Annotated in this window: 16 protein-coding genes; 9 read left to right on the top strand and 7 right to left on the bottom strand. The window is 74.5% G+C overall.

The window, feature by feature from the left end:
• Positions 1-108 precede the first annotated feature (108 nt).
• On the top strand, positions 109-282 hold the full coding sequence (locus ACZ3YL_RS09760; RefSeq protein WP_188304578.1) for a hypothetical protein: 174 nt from the start codon (positions 109-111) through the stop codon (positions 280-282).
• A 141-nt stretch (positions 283-423) separates the two neighbouring features.
• A complete protein-coding gene (locus tag ACZ3YL_RS09755) occupies positions 424-1257 on the top strand; it encodes an MBL fold metallo-hydrolase (protein WP_188304577.1) in 834 nt (277 codons plus the stop codon).
• Between the two features lie 76 nt (positions 1258-1333).
• On the opposite strand, the gene ACZ3YL_RS09750 is transcribed toward ACZ3YL_RS09755, so the two are convergent.
• Both ACZ3YL_RS09750 and ACZ3YL_RS09745 read right to left on the bottom strand, forming a co-directional pair.
• A complete protein-coding gene (locus ACZ3YL_RS09750) occupies positions 1334-2008 on the bottom strand; it encodes a Crp/Fnr family transcriptional regulator (RefSeq protein WP_030288117.1) in 675 nt (224 codons plus the stop codon).
• Positions 2009-2199: 191 nt separating this feature from the next.
• Positions 2200-3204: an ArsR/SmtB family transcription factor gene (locus ACZ3YL_RS09745; RefSeq protein ID WP_465656495.1), complete on the bottom strand. Its 1005-nt coding sequence runs from the start codon at positions 3202-3204 to the stop codon at positions 2200-2202.
• A 107-nt stretch (positions 3205-3311) separates the two neighbouring features.
• Here ACZ3YL_RS09745 and ACZ3YL_RS09740 point away from each other — a divergent pair, with 107 nt between their 5' ends.
• The gene (locus ACZ3YL_RS09740) at positions 3312-4130 is read left to right on the top strand and encodes an isocitrate lyase/PEP mutase family protein (protein WP_465656493.1); all 819 of its coding nucleotides are present in this window, start codon (positions 3312-3314) and stop codon (positions 4128-4130) included.
• Between the two features lie 108 nt (positions 4131-4238).
• On the opposite strand, the gene ACZ3YL_RS09735 is transcribed toward ACZ3YL_RS09740, so the two are convergent.
• Together ACZ3YL_RS09735 and ACZ3YL_RS09730 are read right to left on the bottom strand one after the other, a co-directional pair.
• The gene (locus ACZ3YL_RS09735) at positions 4239-4865 is read right to left on the bottom strand and encodes an RraA family protein (protein ID WP_465656491.1); all 627 of its coding nucleotides are present in this window, start codon (positions 4863-4865) and stop codon (positions 4239-4241) included.
• A gap of 148 nt (positions 4866-5013) precedes the next feature.
• A complete protein-coding gene (locus ACZ3YL_RS09730; RefSeq protein WP_465656489.1) occupies positions 5014-5802 on the bottom strand; it encodes an alpha/beta fold hydrolase in 789 nt (262 codons plus the stop codon).
• Positions 5803-5974: 172 nt separating this feature from the next.
• Here ACZ3YL_RS09730 and ACZ3YL_RS09725 point away from each other — a divergent pair, with 172 nt between their 5' ends.
• From ACZ3YL_RS09725 to ACZ3YL_RS09700, 6 genes are all read left to right on the top strand, one after another.
• The gene (locus ACZ3YL_RS09725; protein WP_465656487.1) at positions 5975-7597 is read left to right on the top strand and encodes an FUSC family protein; all 1623 of its coding nucleotides are present in this window, start codon (positions 5975-5977) and stop codon (positions 7595-7597) included.
• Positions 7598-7685: 88 nt separating this feature from the next.
• Positions 7686-8186 (top strand): MarR family winged helix-turn-helix transcriptional regulator, encoded by a 501-nt coding sequence (locus ACZ3YL_RS09720; protein ID WP_411292918.1) that lies wholly within the window; start codon positions 7686-7688, stop codon positions 8184-8186.
• A 107-nt stretch (positions 8187-8293) separates the two neighbouring features.
• Positions 8294-9271, top strand: coding sequence for an endonuclease III (nth, locus tag ACZ3YL_RS09715; protein WP_188303878.1), 978 nt, complete (start codon positions 8294-8296; stop codon positions 9269-9271).
• A complete protein-coding gene (locus tag ACZ3YL_RS09710; RefSeq protein ID WP_188303879.1) occupies positions 9268-10002 on the top strand; it encodes an NUDIX hydrolase in 735 nt (244 codons plus the stop codon). Before nth ends, ACZ3YL_RS09710 begins: the two co-directional genes overlap by 4 nt.
• Positions 10003-10048: 46 nt before the next feature.
• Entirely contained in the window at positions 10049-11233 is a 1185-nt protein-coding gene (locus ACZ3YL_RS09705) for a MarP family serine protease (protein WP_188303880.1), read from the top strand.
• A 131-nt stretch (positions 11234-11364) separates the two neighbouring features.
• Complete coding sequence (locus ACZ3YL_RS09700; RefSeq protein WP_188303881.1) at positions 11365-12066, top strand: metal-dependent hydrolase; 702 nt, start codon at positions 11365-11367, stop codon at positions 12064-12066.
• Between the two features lie 37 nt (positions 12067-12103).
• Here the strand turns inward: ACZ3YL_RS09700 and ACZ3YL_RS09695 are convergent, their stop codons facing one another.
• The 3 genes from ACZ3YL_RS09695 to ACZ3YL_RS09685 all read right to left on the bottom strand — a co-directional run bounded on the left by ACZ3YL_RS09695 (position 12104) and on the right by ACZ3YL_RS09685 (position 14059).
• Positions 12104-12313: a hypothetical protein gene (locus ACZ3YL_RS09695; protein WP_188303882.1), complete on the bottom strand. Its 210-nt coding sequence runs from the start codon at positions 12311-12313 to the stop codon at positions 12104-12106.
• A gap of 132 nt (positions 12314-12445) precedes the next feature.
• Positions 12446-13498 (bottom strand): alpha/beta fold hydrolase, encoded by a 1053-nt coding sequence (locus ACZ3YL_RS09690; protein ID WP_465656483.1) that lies wholly within the window; start codon positions 13496-13498, stop codon positions 12446-12448.
• 84 nt (positions 13499-13582) lie between these two features.
• Positions 13583-14059, bottom strand: a complete 477-nt coding sequence (locus ACZ3YL_RS09685; protein ID WP_188303884.1) for a phage holin family protein — start codon at positions 14057-14059, stop codon at positions 13583-13585.
• Positions 14060-14114: the final 55 nt, after the last annotated feature.

Here is a 14114-nt window from a genome sequence, read left to right as displayed (position 1 = left end):
CCCACACCCCGTCCGACACACCTCGTCCGACACACCTCATCCGACACATCCCATCCGACACCTCATCCGACCCGCACGACAACGCCGACCAGGAAGGACCGACACCCGATGGACCACAACGACGTGGCTCGCCGGACGGCCCCCGAGCTGCCCGCGCGCCGACTGATCCGCCGTTCTCCCGCCTGCGACGGTCCGGTCCCGTTCGTCGAGGTCGCCCAGCGCGCCCTCGTCCGGGCCCTGCCACTGCGGGCCCTGCACCGTGACGGCGAGGGCGGCCGGTGAGCGGACGAACCGTCGAGGGGTGGGCGTTGCGCGAGGCGCCTGCCGAGCGTGGCGAGGTGGGCTTGTGAACGAGCGGAGCGAGCGAACCGTCGAGGGGTGGGCGTTGCGCGAGGCGCTTGCCGAGCGCAGCGAGGTGGGCGCATGAGCGGGCTCCTGCCGGGTGACCCCGCCGCCGAGGTCGGCGGCGAGGCCACTGCCCGGGCGCTGTGCGTGCTGGCGCCGAACCCGTCGCCGATGACGCTGGACGGCACCAACACCTGGCTGCTCTCCGAGCCCGGCTCGGACCTCGCGGTGGTGATCGACCCGGGACCGCTGCACGAGGGCCATCTGCGCCGGGTGGTCGACCTCGCCGAGGAGCGCGGCAAGCGGGTCGTGCTCACCCTGCTGACCCACGGCCACGCCGACCACTCGGAGGGCGCGGTCCGCTTCGCCGAGCTGACCGGCAGCGAGGTGCGGGCCCTGGATCCGGCGCACCGGTTGGGCTCCGAGGGCCTGGTGGGCGGTCAGCGCCTGGATGTCGGCGGCCTCGACCTGCGGGTGGTCGCCACCCCGGGCCACACCTCGGACTCGCTGACCTTCCACTTGCCGGACGACGGCGCGGTCCTCACCGGGGACACCGTGCTCGGCCGCGGCACCACGATGGTCGCCCATCCGGACGGCCGGCTCGGGGACTACCTGGACTCGCTGCGTCACCTGCACACGATGGCCTCCGCGCACGGCGTGCGGACGGTGCTGCCCGGTCACGGCCCGGTGCTCGCGGACGCGCTCGGCGCCGTCGACTACTACCTGGCCCACCGGGCGAACCGGCTCGCCCAGGTGGAGACCGCGGTGGAGGCGGGCTGCCGGACGGCCGCCGATGTGGTCGCCCGGGTCTACGCCGACGTGGACCGGGCGCTCTGGCCGGCCGCCGAGCTGTCGGTGCGGGCCCAGCTGGAGTACCTGGCGGAGCACGGGCTGATCCCGGACCAGGACTGACCCCCTCGGCCGTGCCCGCGCACGCCGGAGGGCCCGTCGCAGTGATCGCGACGGGCCCTCCGGCGTTCGTACGGTGTCAGCGCGAGCGGCGGGACAGTCGCTCGACGTCCAGCAGGACCACCGCGCGCGCCTCCAGCTTCAGCCAGCCGCGGCCGGCGAAGTCGGCGAGCGCCTTGTTGACCGTCTCGCGGGAGGCGCCGACCAGCTGGGCCAGCTCCTCCTGGGTGAGGTCGTGGGCGACGTGGATGCCCTCCTCGGACTGCACGCCGAAGCGGCGGGAGAGGTCCAGCAGGGCCTTGGCGACGCGGCCGGGCACGTCGGAGAAGACCAGGTCGGACATCACGTCGTTGGTCCGGCGCAGTCGGCGGGCGATGGCCCGGAGCAGCGCGATGGACACCTCGGGGCGGGCGTGCAGCCAGGGCTGCAGGTCGCCGTGGCCGAGGCCGAGCAGCTTGACCTCGGTCAGCGCGCTGGCGGTGGCGGTGCGCGGGCCCGGGTCGAACAGCGACAGTTCGCCGATCATCTCGCTGGGGCCGAGCACGGCGAGCATGTTCTCGCGGCCGTCCGGCGAGGCGCGGTGCAGCTTGACCTTGCCCTCGGCGACGACGTACAGCCGGTCGCCCGGGTCGCCCTCGTGGAACAGCGACTCACCACGGGCGAGGGTGACCTCGGTCATGGAAGCGCGCAGCTCGCCGGCCTGTTCGTCGTCGAGTGCCGCGAAGAGTGCGGCGCGCCGCAGAACGTCGTCCACGTGCTTCCTCCTTCTCGGCCGTCCGGCGGGTGGGCCGTCCGGCGCAAGTTCCGTTCAGTGTTCTGCATCACCAAGCATGGCGCATGTCGCTCCGATCATATGAGGAGGGGGTGTATCGGGGTGTGCGGTGCGGGGCCATTCGTACCGGCGGGTCACGGGGCGGGGTGCCCGGCGGCCGTCGCCCGGTCGTGCTACCGGCCGTCCGGATCGAACAGGGAGTCGCCCACCGCGGTGCGGGCGGAGAGGACGGCGTGCCCGGCCCGGTGGGCGCTGGTCAGGCCCGCGGCGCGCAGGGCGGTGAGGTGCTGGGAGACGGCCGCCGGGGACAGTCCGGTCCGGTCGGCCAGTTCGCTGGTCGAGGCCGGGGAGTCCAGCTCGGCCAGCAGCCGGGCCCGGGACCGGCCGAGGACGGCGGCCAGCGCGTCGGTGCGCGCCGCCGAGCCCGGGCGCTCCTCCCAGAGCGCGGCCGTGCCGCGCGCCGGGTAGATCAGCTGCGGCGGGTCCGGCGGCAGCACCCAGGTGAGCACCCGTGGCCAGGCGAAGACCGAGGGCAGGAGCAGCAGCCCGGCGCCGGCGGTCAGCCGGGCCACGGCGCAGTGCCGGCGCTCCAGCCGCAGCGCGGTGCCGTCCCAGCGGACCGTCTCGTGCAGTTCGTCCAGCATCCGCGCGGTGCCGTGCTCGGCGGCCTGCCGGGAGCGGTGGAAGACGTCCGCGGCCAGCAGCGCCCGGATCCGGGCCCAGTACGGGGCGAGCGCCAGCTCCCAGTAGGCCTCGATCTCGGCGGCCAGCCGGGGCAGCTGGCCGGCCGGGTCGCGGTGCAGCGGCGCCAGTACGGCCGGGAGCCGGCCGCCGGCCTCGGCGGCCACGATGTCGAGGTCGGCCCGGACCTGCCCTTCGCCGGTCGCGGTGATCGCGGCCAGTTCCTCGGCGAGGGTGGGGGAGAAGCCGGCCGGGGCGGGGTTGAGGAAGTCGGGCAGGTGGCCGTCGGGCGGGACCATCGCGGCCAGCCGGCCCCGGTCCAGTCCGGCGGCGGCCAGCCGTTCGCGGACCTGGCCGGCCCAGCGGCGGTGCAGTGCCGGGGCGGGGGAGTGGGCGAGGGCGCGCAGGCTGGTCACCACCTCCTGCATCGGGCTGACGGCGAACCGGGTCAGCGCCAAGTCCTGGGCAGAGAAGTGGAGTTCCGTCCGCACCTGCAACCCTCCTTCAGAAGATTCGGCCCCAGCTTAAACACTGGTGGCCGACGCGCGACTGGGCGCAGGATGCCTGAGTCCCCACCGATCCGTACGAAAGCCGGTGACCCGTCATGTCCACCACCCCCGAGGCCCGCGAACGGGCACTGCGGCTGCGCGAACTCCTCGCGGAGGGCGTGCTCGTCCTGCCCAACGCCTGGGACGCGGGCAGCGCCGCGGTGATCGCCTCGGCCGGCGCCCGGGCGATCGCCACCACCAGCGGCGGTGTCTCCTGGTCGCTCGGGCACGGCGACGGCCAGCGGATGGACCGGGCGGCGGCGGTCGCGGCGGCCCGCCGGGTCGTCGCCGCGGTGGACCTGCCGGTCACCATCGACGCCGAGGGCGGGTACGGGCCGCTGCCCGCCGACGTGGCCGCGACCGTCACCGAGCTGGTCGGCGCCGGCGTGGCCGGGGTCAACCTGGAGGACTCCACGGCCGTCGGCGGGCCGCTGTTCCCGGTCGCCGAGCAGGCCGGACGGCTGCGCGCGGCCCGGACGGCGGCCGCGGCGGCCGGGCTCCCCGAACTGCTGGTCAACGCCCGTACCGACGTCTTCCTGTTCGGCCTGGGCGGGCTCGACGACGTACTGGCCCGGGCCGAGGCCTACGCCGAGGCGGGCGCCGACGGCCTGTTCGTCCCCGGGCTGCTGGACCTCGACGCCCTCACCGAGCTGTGCCGGCGCTCCCCGCTGCCGGTGAACGCCATGGCCGGGGCGGGCGGGCCGACCGTCGCCGAACTCGCCGCCACGGGGGTGCGGCGAGTCAGCGTCGGCACCGGTCTGGCCCAGGCCGCCTACACCGTTGCCCACCGGGCCGCCGTCGAACTGCTCGGCGCCGGGACGCTGACGGAGCTCGACGGGGCGCTCGGCTTCGGGGAACTGAACGGGCTGTACTGATCGCCCTCGGGCCGCACCCCGGTCGTTCCGATTCCCTACCGGCCGTTCCGATTCCCTACCGGCCGTTCCGCCGTCGCGCCGGTCGTCCCCACGCCGTACCGGTCGTTCTCAGCCGGTGAAGCCCAGCTCGGCGAGGCTCTGGTCGATCCGGGCGCGGTGGGCGGCCTCCCAGTCGTCCAGGGTCTCGGCGGCCTCCTTGGCCAGCTTCGCCCGGGCCGCCGCCAGGGTGCCGGCCCGCTCGGCGGCGGGCACCACCACGACGCCCTCCTCGTCGGCCACCACGATGTCGCCGGGCGCCACCAGCACGCCGCCGCAGCGCACGGGGGCACCGTGGCTGCCCAGCCGCTGCTTCGCCCCGGGGATCGGGATGACGCCCCGGGCGACCACCGGGAAGCCCAGCTCCCGCACCTCGCCGAGGTCCCGGATCAGGCCGTCGGCCACGAAGGCGGCGACGCCCCGGCGCTGGGCCACGGCGCAGACGTTGCCGCCGGCCAGCGCGTAGTCCAGGTCACCGGACTCCACCACGATCACCGAGCCGGGCTCGGCCCGGTAGATCGCGGAGTGCAGCATCAGGTTGTCGCCGGGCGGGCACCGCACGGTGTAGGCCGGTCCGGCCACCCGGGGCATGCCCGTCCACAGCGGACGCAGACCGATGTCCATCACCTGGGCGCGGCCCAGGACGTCCGCCAGGGTGGTGGTGGGAATGTCCGCGAAGTCCGTGAAGTCCCCGTCCATGCGTCCTCTTTCTCCGATCGTCAGACGGTCGGAAGACTAGAGCGCGCCGGTGAACGGGGGCGTACGGTTCCCCGGTTCCCCGGTTCCCCGGTTCCCCGGTTCCCCGGTTCCCCGGTTCCCCGTTTCCCCGGTTCCCCGGCTCTCCGCCTCAGGCGAAGAACGTCAGCAGCTCCGGCACCAGGACCTCGGCCGCCACCTCGTGGGTCTGGTCGGCCAGCGTCCGGTACGCGGCGCCCGGCACCGCCCCGGCCACCGCGCGGGCGGGAGCCCTCAGCAGCTCCGGGCTGGCGCCGCCGTCCAGGACCAGGGTGGGCACGGCGATCGTGGCCAGCAGTCCGGTCGGCACCGTCCCACCGGTCCGCCCGCCGAGCGCCGCCGCGTCGTACGCCAGGGTCGGCGCGACCGCCTCGAACACCGGCCACACCGGGGCGTGACGCATCCCCTCCACCATCTCGCCGGGCATCCCGACGAAGGCCATGAAGGCCGCGACGGCGTCCCCGCGCCGCCCCTCGGCGATCGCCGCCTCCAACTCGGCGACGTACCCGACGAATTGCTCGCTCCGCTCCTCCTCCGTGCTGAACGGCGGCTCGTAGACGGCGAGTCGGCTCATCCCGACGCCCGCCGCGGCGGCCCGCAGGGCGAGTGCGGCGCCCGAGGAAGTGCCGAAGACCGCGGCCGAGCCGCCGGTCGCCGCGATCACGGCCGCCAGGTCCTCGATCTCGCGCTCCACGGCGAACGGCGAGGTGTCCCCGCTGCCGCCGCGGCCGCGCCGGTCGTAGGCCCACACGGTGTGGTGGGCCGAGAGCTGCTCGGCGACCGCGACGCCCGGGTCGAAGCCGCGGTGGCCGATCGCCCCGTCCACCAGGACGACGGCCGGGCCGGAGCCGGTGACGGTGCAGGCGATGGTGGTGCCGTCGGTGGAGACCACGGTGCTCATGGGTGTTCCTTCGGTCGGACGAGTCGGTCATGGGGGTAGACCGGGGTTCGCCGCAGAACTCATCGCTCCGGCGGGGATTTCCTCCGACGAGTTTCGAGGACCCCGGCGAGCCCCTACGGGCCCGTCTTGCGCGCACATGCTTTACGGGTAAATTACCTGCTAATCTTTTCGTATGGCCCCAACCGCCCAGTTCCGGCAGGCACTCCGGGTCGGCCCGCCCGGCGACATCTGGCACAAGCCCGCACTCAGCGCCGTGGTCACCCTCGGCACCCTCAACCTCACCCTGTTCGCCCTCGGCCGGCTCGACCTCGCCCTCTACACCTCGGCCGGCGGACTCGGCGCGCTGTACGGACACGGGCTGCCCTACCGCGCCCGGGCCCGCACCCTGGCCGGCGTCCTGCTCGGCACCGTGCTCAGCACCGCCGCAGCCCTCACCGCCGCCGCGCTGACCCGCGACGCCGCCACGCTGGTCGCGGTGGCCGCCGTGCTCGCCGCACTGCACAAGCTGTGCTGCGACGCCGCCCGGATCGGCCCGCCCGGCAGCCTGATCATCACCTTCACCACCGCCGGCTGCGCCTTCGTCCCCCAGCGCCCGGCCGACCTGCCGCCGCACCTGGCGCTCGCCGCGCTCGGCGCCGCACTCGCCTGGCTGGTCGGCATGGCCCCCGCGCTGGTGCGCCCGTACGGGCCCGAGCGGATCGCCACCGCCCGCGCGCTGGAGGCCGCCGTCCGGCTGGCGCGCACCGGGCCCGGCACGTCGGACGCGGCCGCCCGGACGGCCCTGGTCGGCGCGGTCGACGCGGCCCGGCAGAGCCTCGGGCAGTCCTCCCCGGCCCGGTGGCGGGCCCTCGGCGACGCGCCCGAGCGGCTGCTCGTCCACGCGGAGTCGGCCCTGGCCGCGCCCGCCGACCCGGCCGCCGCCGAGCGCTACTCGGCCTGGGCCCGCGACCTGCGCCGGGGCCGCCCGCTGCCGCTGCTGGACCTCACCGAGGCGGAGGCCGCCGAACTGCGCGCCCACCGGCCCGGCCCCCGCCCGCCGCTGCACCGGGCGCTGCGACCCGGCTCGGCGCTGCTGCCGATCGGCCTGCGGGTGGCGGTGGGCTGCGCGGCGGCCGGGTGGCTCTCGCTGGCGCTCGGCGTCGGCCGGCCGTACTGGGCGGTGGTCACCGCGGCCTCGGTGTTCCAGGCCAACAGCACGCTGTCCTGGCAGCGCGCGCTTCAGCGGGTGCTGGGCAACCTGCTCGGCCTCGCCGCGTTCACCGCCGTCCTGCCCGTCGCGCACTCGGGCCCGGTGACGCTGATCGCGCTGGGACTGCTCTGCCAGTTCGGCGCGGAGGCGACGATCGCCCGCAGCTACTGGCTGGCCACCGTCTTCGTCACCCCGATGGCACTGCTGATGACCGAGTTCGCCGGCCTGCAGCCCGCCCGGGCGCTGGTCGCCGATCGCTGGCTGGACACCTGCGTGGGCGCGCTGACCGGCCTCGCCGCCTGCCTGCTGGTCACCAACCGGCGCACCGCCACCCGGCTGTCCCGCGCCCTGGCCGGGGTCGAGACCGCCACCCGACGGGCCGGGGCCGCCGTCGCGACCGTCGCCGCCGCCGGCCCCGAGACCGCCGCGGCCCGGACCGGCCTGGCCACCGCCCTGCTGGAACTGCGCGAGGCCGCCGACGCCGCCACCGGCGAGTGGCGCCGCCCCGCCCTCCCGCACCAGCGCACCGCCGACACCGAATGCCACGCCCACCACCTGCTGGCGGCCCTGCTGGAACGGCGGGGCACCGGAGCGCGCGCCGTCTAGGATGTCGGCCAGTCGACGGATGGTCGGCCCGTCGAGGGACGGTCGGACGATCGGACGGCCAGTCGGTCGCGGAACGGGAGCAGCGCACGTGGAGGACGTCGTCGCAGGTGTGCTGCGCCAGTGGGAGCGCGCCTACCCGGGCCTGGACACCGGCCCGATCGCCGTCCTCGGCCGGATCAACCGCTGCGCCGCACTGCTCCAGCAGACCCCCGACCCGCTCACCCGGACCGGCCTCACCCGCGCCGAGTTCGACATCCTCGGCGCCCTGCGCCGGGTCGACCGCGAGCTGACGCCCACCCAGCTGGCCCGCGAGAGCTTCGCCTCCGGCGCCGCCGTCACCAAGCGCCTGCGCCTGTTGGAGGACCGCGGCCTGGTGAGCCGCCGCCCCGACGACCGCGACCGCCGGGTCGCCCACCTCTCCCTCACCGACGCGGGCCGCGAACTGGTCGACGGCCTGATCCAGGAACTCGTCGCCTACGACCGCGCCCTGCTCGCCGGCCTCACCCCCGACGAACAGGCCCACCTCGCCGACGCCCTGGCCGGCCTCCTCAACACCCTCGAGGGCACCATCGGCCGCCCCCCGCGGTGAGCGCCCCCCACCCGGACCGCCCCCTTTGCCCAACAGCCGCCCCGGCAGGCCGTTTTTCCCTCCTTGATCGGCCCCGAGCGGTCCGCCGCTCGGCGTAGCCTTCGTGCATGGCAGAGAGCAAGGTCCGGAAGGCGACGGCGCCGAAGCAGGCCGCGGAGAAGCCGGTCGGGAAGAAGCCGGCGGCGCAGAAGCAGGCCGTGAAGAAGACGGCCGTGAAGCAGGCGGCCGTGAAGCAGGCGGTGAAGAAGGCGGCCGTGAAGCCGGCCGTGAAGCCGAGGAAGCCGGAGTCGCACCTGGCGATGGTGCGGCGGGCCCGGCGGATCAACCGTGAGCTGGCGGAGCTGTACCCGTACGCGCACCCGGAGCTGGACTTCGAGAACCCGTTCCAACTGCTGGTGGCCACCGTGCTGTCGGCGCAGACGACGGACCTGCGGGTGAACCAGACCACCCCGGCGCTGTTCGCCAAGTACCCGACGCCGGAGGACATGGCGGCGGCGAACCCGGAGGAGCTGGAGGGGATCATCCGGCCGACCGGCTTCTTCCGGAACAAGGCGAAGTCGCTGATCGGCCTGTCGACCGCGCTGCGCGACGAGTTCGGCGGCGAGGTCCCGGGCCGGCTGGCCGATCTGGTGACGCTGCCCGGGGTCGGCCGCAAGACCGCCAACGTCGTGCTCGGCAACGCCTTCGGCGTCCCCGGGATCACCGTGGACACCCACTTCGGACGGCTGGCCCGGCGGTTCGGCTGGACGACCGAGGAGGACCCGGTGAAGGTCGAGCTGGCCGTCGCCGAGATCTTCCCGAAGTCGGAGTGGACGATGCTCTCGCACCGGGTGGTCTTCCACGGCCGCCGGATCTGCCACTCCCAGAGGCCCGCCTGCGGGGCCTGCCCCATCGCGCCGCTCTGCCCCTCGTACGGGGAGGGCGAGCTGGACCAGGAGAAGGCCCGCAAGCTGCTCAAGTACGAGATGGGAGGCCAGCCCGGTCAGCGGCTGAAGCCGCCGTCGGACTTCCCCGGCGAGGCGGCCGCCCGCGCGGACGCCGACGCCCACCAGGGCCGGGTCGCGGACCTGGGGGTGGAGGCGTGACCACCACTGCCATCGAGCGGAACGGCCTGCCGGACTGGCTGGAGCCGGTCCGGGACGCGGCCGAGCGGGTGCTGCCGGAGCAGCTGAGCCGTTTCCTGCCGCCGCGCGAGGGCGGCCGGGCGGCGGCCGTGCTGATGCTGTTCGGCGAGGGGCCGGACGGACCGGACCTGCTGCTGATCGAGCGGGCCCGCTCGCTGCGGTCGCACGCCGGCCAGCCGTCCTTCCCGGGCGGCGCGCTGGACCCGGAGGACGGTGACCCGGACGGCCCCGGCCCGGTCGCGGCGGCGCTGCGCGAGGCCTGGGAGGAGACCGGCCTGGACCCGGCGGGGGTGCAGGTCTTCGCCGAGCTGCCCCGGCTGTACATCCCGGTGAGCAGCTTCGTGGTGACCCCGGTGCTGGGCTGGTGGCGCGAGGAGTCGCCGGTGCGCCCGGTGGACCAGGGCGAGACCGGCGCGGTGTTCCGGGTGACGATCGCCGACCTGGCGGACCCGGCGAACCGGGTCCGGCTGCGGCACCCGTCCGGGCACGTCGGGCCGGCCTTCGCGGTCGCCGGGCGGCTGGTCTGGGGGTTCACCGCCGGGGTGATCGACCGGGTGCTGCACCACAGCGGACTGGAGCTGCCCTGGGACCCGTCCCGGGTCGTCGACCTCTCGGACGACGCGCTGGCGCTCGTCCAGGGCGACCTCGAACACTCCCGGGCCCTGCCGGGTGGCGACCCCGACGGCTCGTGACGGGCCGTCGGCGCGGCACGGTCGCGAAGCGTGGGAGGGTGTCGGAGTGAACGTCCTGGATGTGCTGCTGGTCCTCGCCGCCGTCGGATTCGCCATTTCGGGCTACCGGCAGGGCTTCGTGGTGGGCGTCCTGTCGCTCGTCGGCTTCCTCGGCGGCGGCCTGCTGGCCGTCCAGCTGCTGCCTCTGCTGCTCGACCACCTCAGCCCCGGCACCACGGCCTCGGTGGTGGCGGTCGTGGTGGTGATCGTCTGTGCCGCGGTCGGCCAGGCGGTCACCGCGCACTACGGCTGGAAGCTGCGCGGGCACATCGACCGCCGCCCGGCCCGGGTGCTGGACGCGTCCGGCGGCGCGGTGGTCAACGTGATCTCGATGCTGCTGGTGGCCTGGCTGATCGGCTCCGCGCTGGCCGGGACGTCGCTGCCGACGGTCTCCAAGCAGGTCCGTTCCTCGGCGATCCTCGGCGGCGTCCAGAACGCGCTGCCCGGCGACGCGCCGAACTGGTTCTCCGACTTCTCCAAGGTGCTGGCCCGCAACGGCTTCCCGCAGGTCTTCAACCCCTTCGAGCACGAGCCGATCACCCAGGTCGACAGCCCCGACCCGGCACTGGCCAACAGCCCGGCGGTGACCAAGGCGCGGCAGAGCCTGGTCAAGGTGGTCGGCACCGCGACCTCCTGCGGCAAGACCCTGGAGGGCAGCGGCTTCGTCTTCGCCCCGCACCGGGTGATGACCAACGCCCACGTGGTCGGCGGCGTCGACGAGCCGACCGTGCAGATCGGCGGGGTCGGCCAGCTGTACGACGCCACGGTGGTCCGCTACGACTGGCAGCGCGACATCGCCGTCCTGGACGTGCCCAAGCTGACCGCGCCCGCGTTGACCTTCGCGGGCGAGGCGAAGACCAACGACAGCGCGATCGTCGCCGGCTTCCCCGAGAACGGCGCCTTCAACGTCCAGCCCGCCCGCATCCGCGGCCGGATCCAGGCCAACGGCCCGGACATCTACCATCGCGGCCAGGTGGTGCGCGACGTCTACTCGGTGCGCTCGCTGGTCCGCCAGGGCAACAGCGGCGGCCCGCTGCTCACCCCCGACGGCCAGGTGTACGGCGTGGTGTTCGCCAAGTCCCTGGACAGCGCCGACACCGGGTACGTGCTCACCTCGGCCGAGGTGCGCGATGACGTGACGGCGGGCAGCGCCGCGACCGCCAGGGTGGACACCCAGGGCTGCGCGCTCTGACGCCACGGGGGCCCGCCGGCACGTGATCCGTCGTATCGTCAGCCCGCCCTGATAGCCTCGGCCGCGCTCACCCGTTCGGCTCAACCGGGGTGCCGTCCCGGAGTGAGCCTACGGGAGGTCGTGGCAGTCCGATGATGGGTCATTCGCACGCGGTGAGCGGGGCGATGCTGTACGCGGCCTCCGCCCCGTTCCTGCCTCCGCTGCTGCTGCACACCACGCTGCAGCCGGCGGACATACTGATGGGCACGGTGCTGTGCGCGGGCGCGGCGCTGCTGCCGGACCTCGACCACCACGACGGTTCGATCGCCAACTTCCTCGGCCCGCTCTCCAAGGCGCTCTGCCGCTTCGTGGCCTGGGCCTCGGGCGGGCACCGGCACGCCACCCACTCGCTGCTGTTCGTCGCGCTGATGGGCGGCGGCACCTGGGCCGGCGTCACCTTCCTGGGCCGCTACTTCACCCTCACGGTGACGTTCTTCCTGCTGGCACTGGCGATCCGGGCGCTGCGGCTCTGTCCGCCGAGCAACGGCCCGGAGGCGTGGATCACCGTCATCGGCCTGGCTTCGCTCGGCACCTTCGGGATGAACACCTGGATGCCCAACTCGCCCGGCTGGCTGCCGTACGCGGTCGGGCTGGGCACGCTGGCGCACCTGCTCGGCGACTGCCTGACCAAGAAGGGCGCGCCGCTGCTGTGGCCGCACAAGGAGCGCTACGAGATCGTGCTGATCAAGCGCAGCGGCAACAACGTCGAGACCAAGGTGCTGGTGCCGATCATGTCGGTGGCGACCTTCGTCCTGCTCTGGTTCACGGCGCTGTCACCGCAGATCGTGAACTGACCGGCCGTCGACCGGCCTGCTGACGCGGCGCGAGGCCTCAGGTCTCGCGCCGCAGTCGTGCGCCCACCCACCGGGCGCGCCGGCCGAGGATGCGCGGGATACCCATCTGCCGCTGCGCCCCGCGCTGGCGGCGGTCGAGGCCGTCGAAGCCGAGGTCCTCCGACCAGTCCGGGCGGTGGGCGGAGCGCTGGGGGCTGTTGTGGCGTCGGCCGCGCGGGGCGTCGCCGCTATCGGGCATCCAGGTCATACCGGAATGGATGCCCCTGGGCCGGTGGGAGTAACCGTCCGGGTTCGCCGAAACTCGCCCATGCACATGTCATATGAGCGCAACATCAAGGGAGTTGGGACCTTCGACCGGCCCCGGGCGGCCCGCCGGCCGTCACTCCTTGTGGCGACCGACCCAGTCCAGCAGCTCCGCGGTGAACTCCTCTGGCGCCTCCTCGTGCGGGAAGTGCCCGACCCCCGGCAGCAGCCGCCAGCGGTACGGCGCCGCCACGTACTCGCCGCCGCCCAGCGCGGTGTGCGACAGCAGCACCGGGTCCGAGGCGCCCTGGACCTGCAGGGTCGGCGCGGTGATCGGCTTCTTCATCCGCCGGGCGAACTGGATGCCGTCCGGGCGCGCCATCGAGCGCAGCAGCCAGCGGAACGGCTCGATCGAGCAGTGCGCGGTGCTGGGGATCCGGATCGCCTGCCGGTACGCGTGCACGGCGGTCTCGTCCAGCTTGTTCGGTCCGGTCCACTCGTCCAGGTAGCGGCCCACCAGCGCGGCGTCGTCCGCGACCAGCCGGCGTTCCGGTATCCACGGCCGCTGGAAGCCCAGCACGTGGTCGAAGGCGGCCATCTGCTTGCGGTCCGTCAGCAGGGCCCGGCGGAGGTCCCGGGGGTGCGCCGCGGAGACCACGGTGAGGCTCTGGATCACCGACGGGCGCATCACCGCCGCCACCCAGGCCAGGGTGCCGCCGGAGGCGTGCCCGACCAGGTGCGCCCGGCGCTCGCCGAGCGAGCGGATCACGCCGGTGATGTCCAGGGCCAGGTTGCCCGGGTCGTAGCCGCGCGGGGTGCGGTCGCTGCCGCCGATGCCCCGCAGGTCGAGCGCCACCGCGCGGTAGCCGGCCGCGGCGAGCGCGGTCAGCTGGTGGCGCCAGGCCCACCAGTACTCGGGCCAGCCGTGCACCAGCAGCACCAGCGGGCCGGAGCCCAGCTCGGTGATGTGGAAGCGGGCGCCGTTGGCCGCCAGGTCGCGGTGCGTCCAGGGGCCGGACTGCCGGATGCTCCAGGCCTCGCCGACGGCGCCGTCGGCACCGTCGGCACCGTCGTCGGACCGTCCGGGGACGGGGGCACCCGCGGTGGACTCCGGGCCGGAGTCCGGGCCGGAGTCTGGGCCGGAAGCGGCGGACGGCTGCGCGGTAGCGGGCTTGTGGTCGAGCGGCATACCGAGAGCGTGTCACATCCGTGCGACGGACATGTGCCCGGCACTCGCCGTCGGCGGGTCCGGGCACGTCGGTCGCGGGTCCGGTTACGGGATGCGGCCCAGGCCCCGGTCGATCTCCTCCTGGGTGGCCGGACGCGGCCGGGCGTTCTTCAGCACCTCGGCGGTCTTCTGGACGCCCTCGATGGTGCGCTCCGGCTTGTGGATCTTCTTGAAGAAGCGCCTCGCCAACAGGAAGAGCACCCCGGCGAGCACCCAGTAGGCGGCCGCCACGATGAGGAAGGACCAGCCGAGCGACAGGCCCAGCGCGTGGATGCCGAAGGCGAACGCGGCGCTCAACATCGGCACGGAGAACAGGATCACCACGAGGGCGATACCGACCGAGACACCGCCGGAGACACCGCGCTTGACGTCCGCCTTGATCTCGGACTTGGCGAGCGCGATCTCGTCGTGCACGAGTGCGCTCAGATCGGCGGTGGCCGCCGCGAACAGCTGCCCCACCGAACGCTCGCCCTCGTAGGGCGCCCGGCCGTTGCTGGACGGGTCTGCGGCTCCTGCGGGCATCAGCGGTTCTCCTCTGCGGCTGCTGCGGCGTGACGCCGTCGCGGGGTGCGGTCTC

The organism is Kitasatospora sp. NPDC023176, assembly GCF_055560495.1.
This window is presented reverse-complemented; position numbering and strand designations above follow the sequence as displayed.

What these genes read in the sequence shown, in the direction of transcription:
- ACZ3YL_RS09690 (WP_465656483.1), bottom strand. Translation starts at nt 13,498, where the DNA reads ATGCCGCTCGACCACAAGCCCGCTACCGCGCAGCCGTCCGCCGCTTCC.
- nth (WP_188303878.1), top strand. Translation starts at nt 8,294, where the DNA reads ATGGCAGAGAGCAAGGTCCGGAAGGCGACGGCGCCGAAGCAGGCCGCG.
- ACZ3YL_RS09735 (WP_465656491.1), bottom strand. Translation starts at nt 4,865, where the DNA reads ATGGACGGGGACTTCACGGACTTCGCGGACATTCCCACCACCACCCTG.
- ACZ3YL_RS09700 (WP_188303881.1), top strand. Translation starts at nt 11,365, where the DNA reads ATGATGGGTCATTCGCACGCGGTGAGCGGGGCGATGCTGTACGCGGCC.
- ACZ3YL_RS09685 (WP_188303884.1), bottom strand. Translation starts at nt 14,059, where the DNA reads ATGCCCGCAGGAGCCGCAGACCCGTCCAGCAACGGCCGGGCGCCCTAC.
- ACZ3YL_RS09740 (WP_465656493.1), top strand. Translation starts at nt 3,312, where the DNA reads ATGTCCACCACCCCCGAGGCCCGCGAACGGGCACTGCGGCTGCGCGAA.
- ACZ3YL_RS09755 (WP_188304577.1), top strand. Translation starts at nt 424, where the DNA reads ATGAGCGGGCTCCTGCCGGGTGACCCCGCCGCCGAGGTCGGCGGCGAG.
- ACZ3YL_RS09760 (WP_188304578.1), top strand. Translation starts at nt 109, where the DNA reads ATGGACCACAACGACGTGGCTCGCCGGACGGCCCCCGAGCTGCCCGCG.
- ACZ3YL_RS09725 (WP_465656487.1), top strand. Translation starts at nt 5,975, where the DNA reads ATGGCCCCAACCGCCCAGTTCCGGCAGGCACTCCGGGTCGGCCCGCCC.
- ACZ3YL_RS09695 (WP_188303882.1), bottom strand. Translation starts at nt 12,313, where the DNA reads ATGACCTGGATGCCCGATAGCGGCGACGCCCCGCGCGGCCGACGCCAC.
- ACZ3YL_RS09730 (WP_465656489.1), bottom strand. Translation starts at nt 5,802, where the DNA reads ATGAGCACCGTGGTCTCCACCGACGGCACCACCATCGCCTGCACCGTC.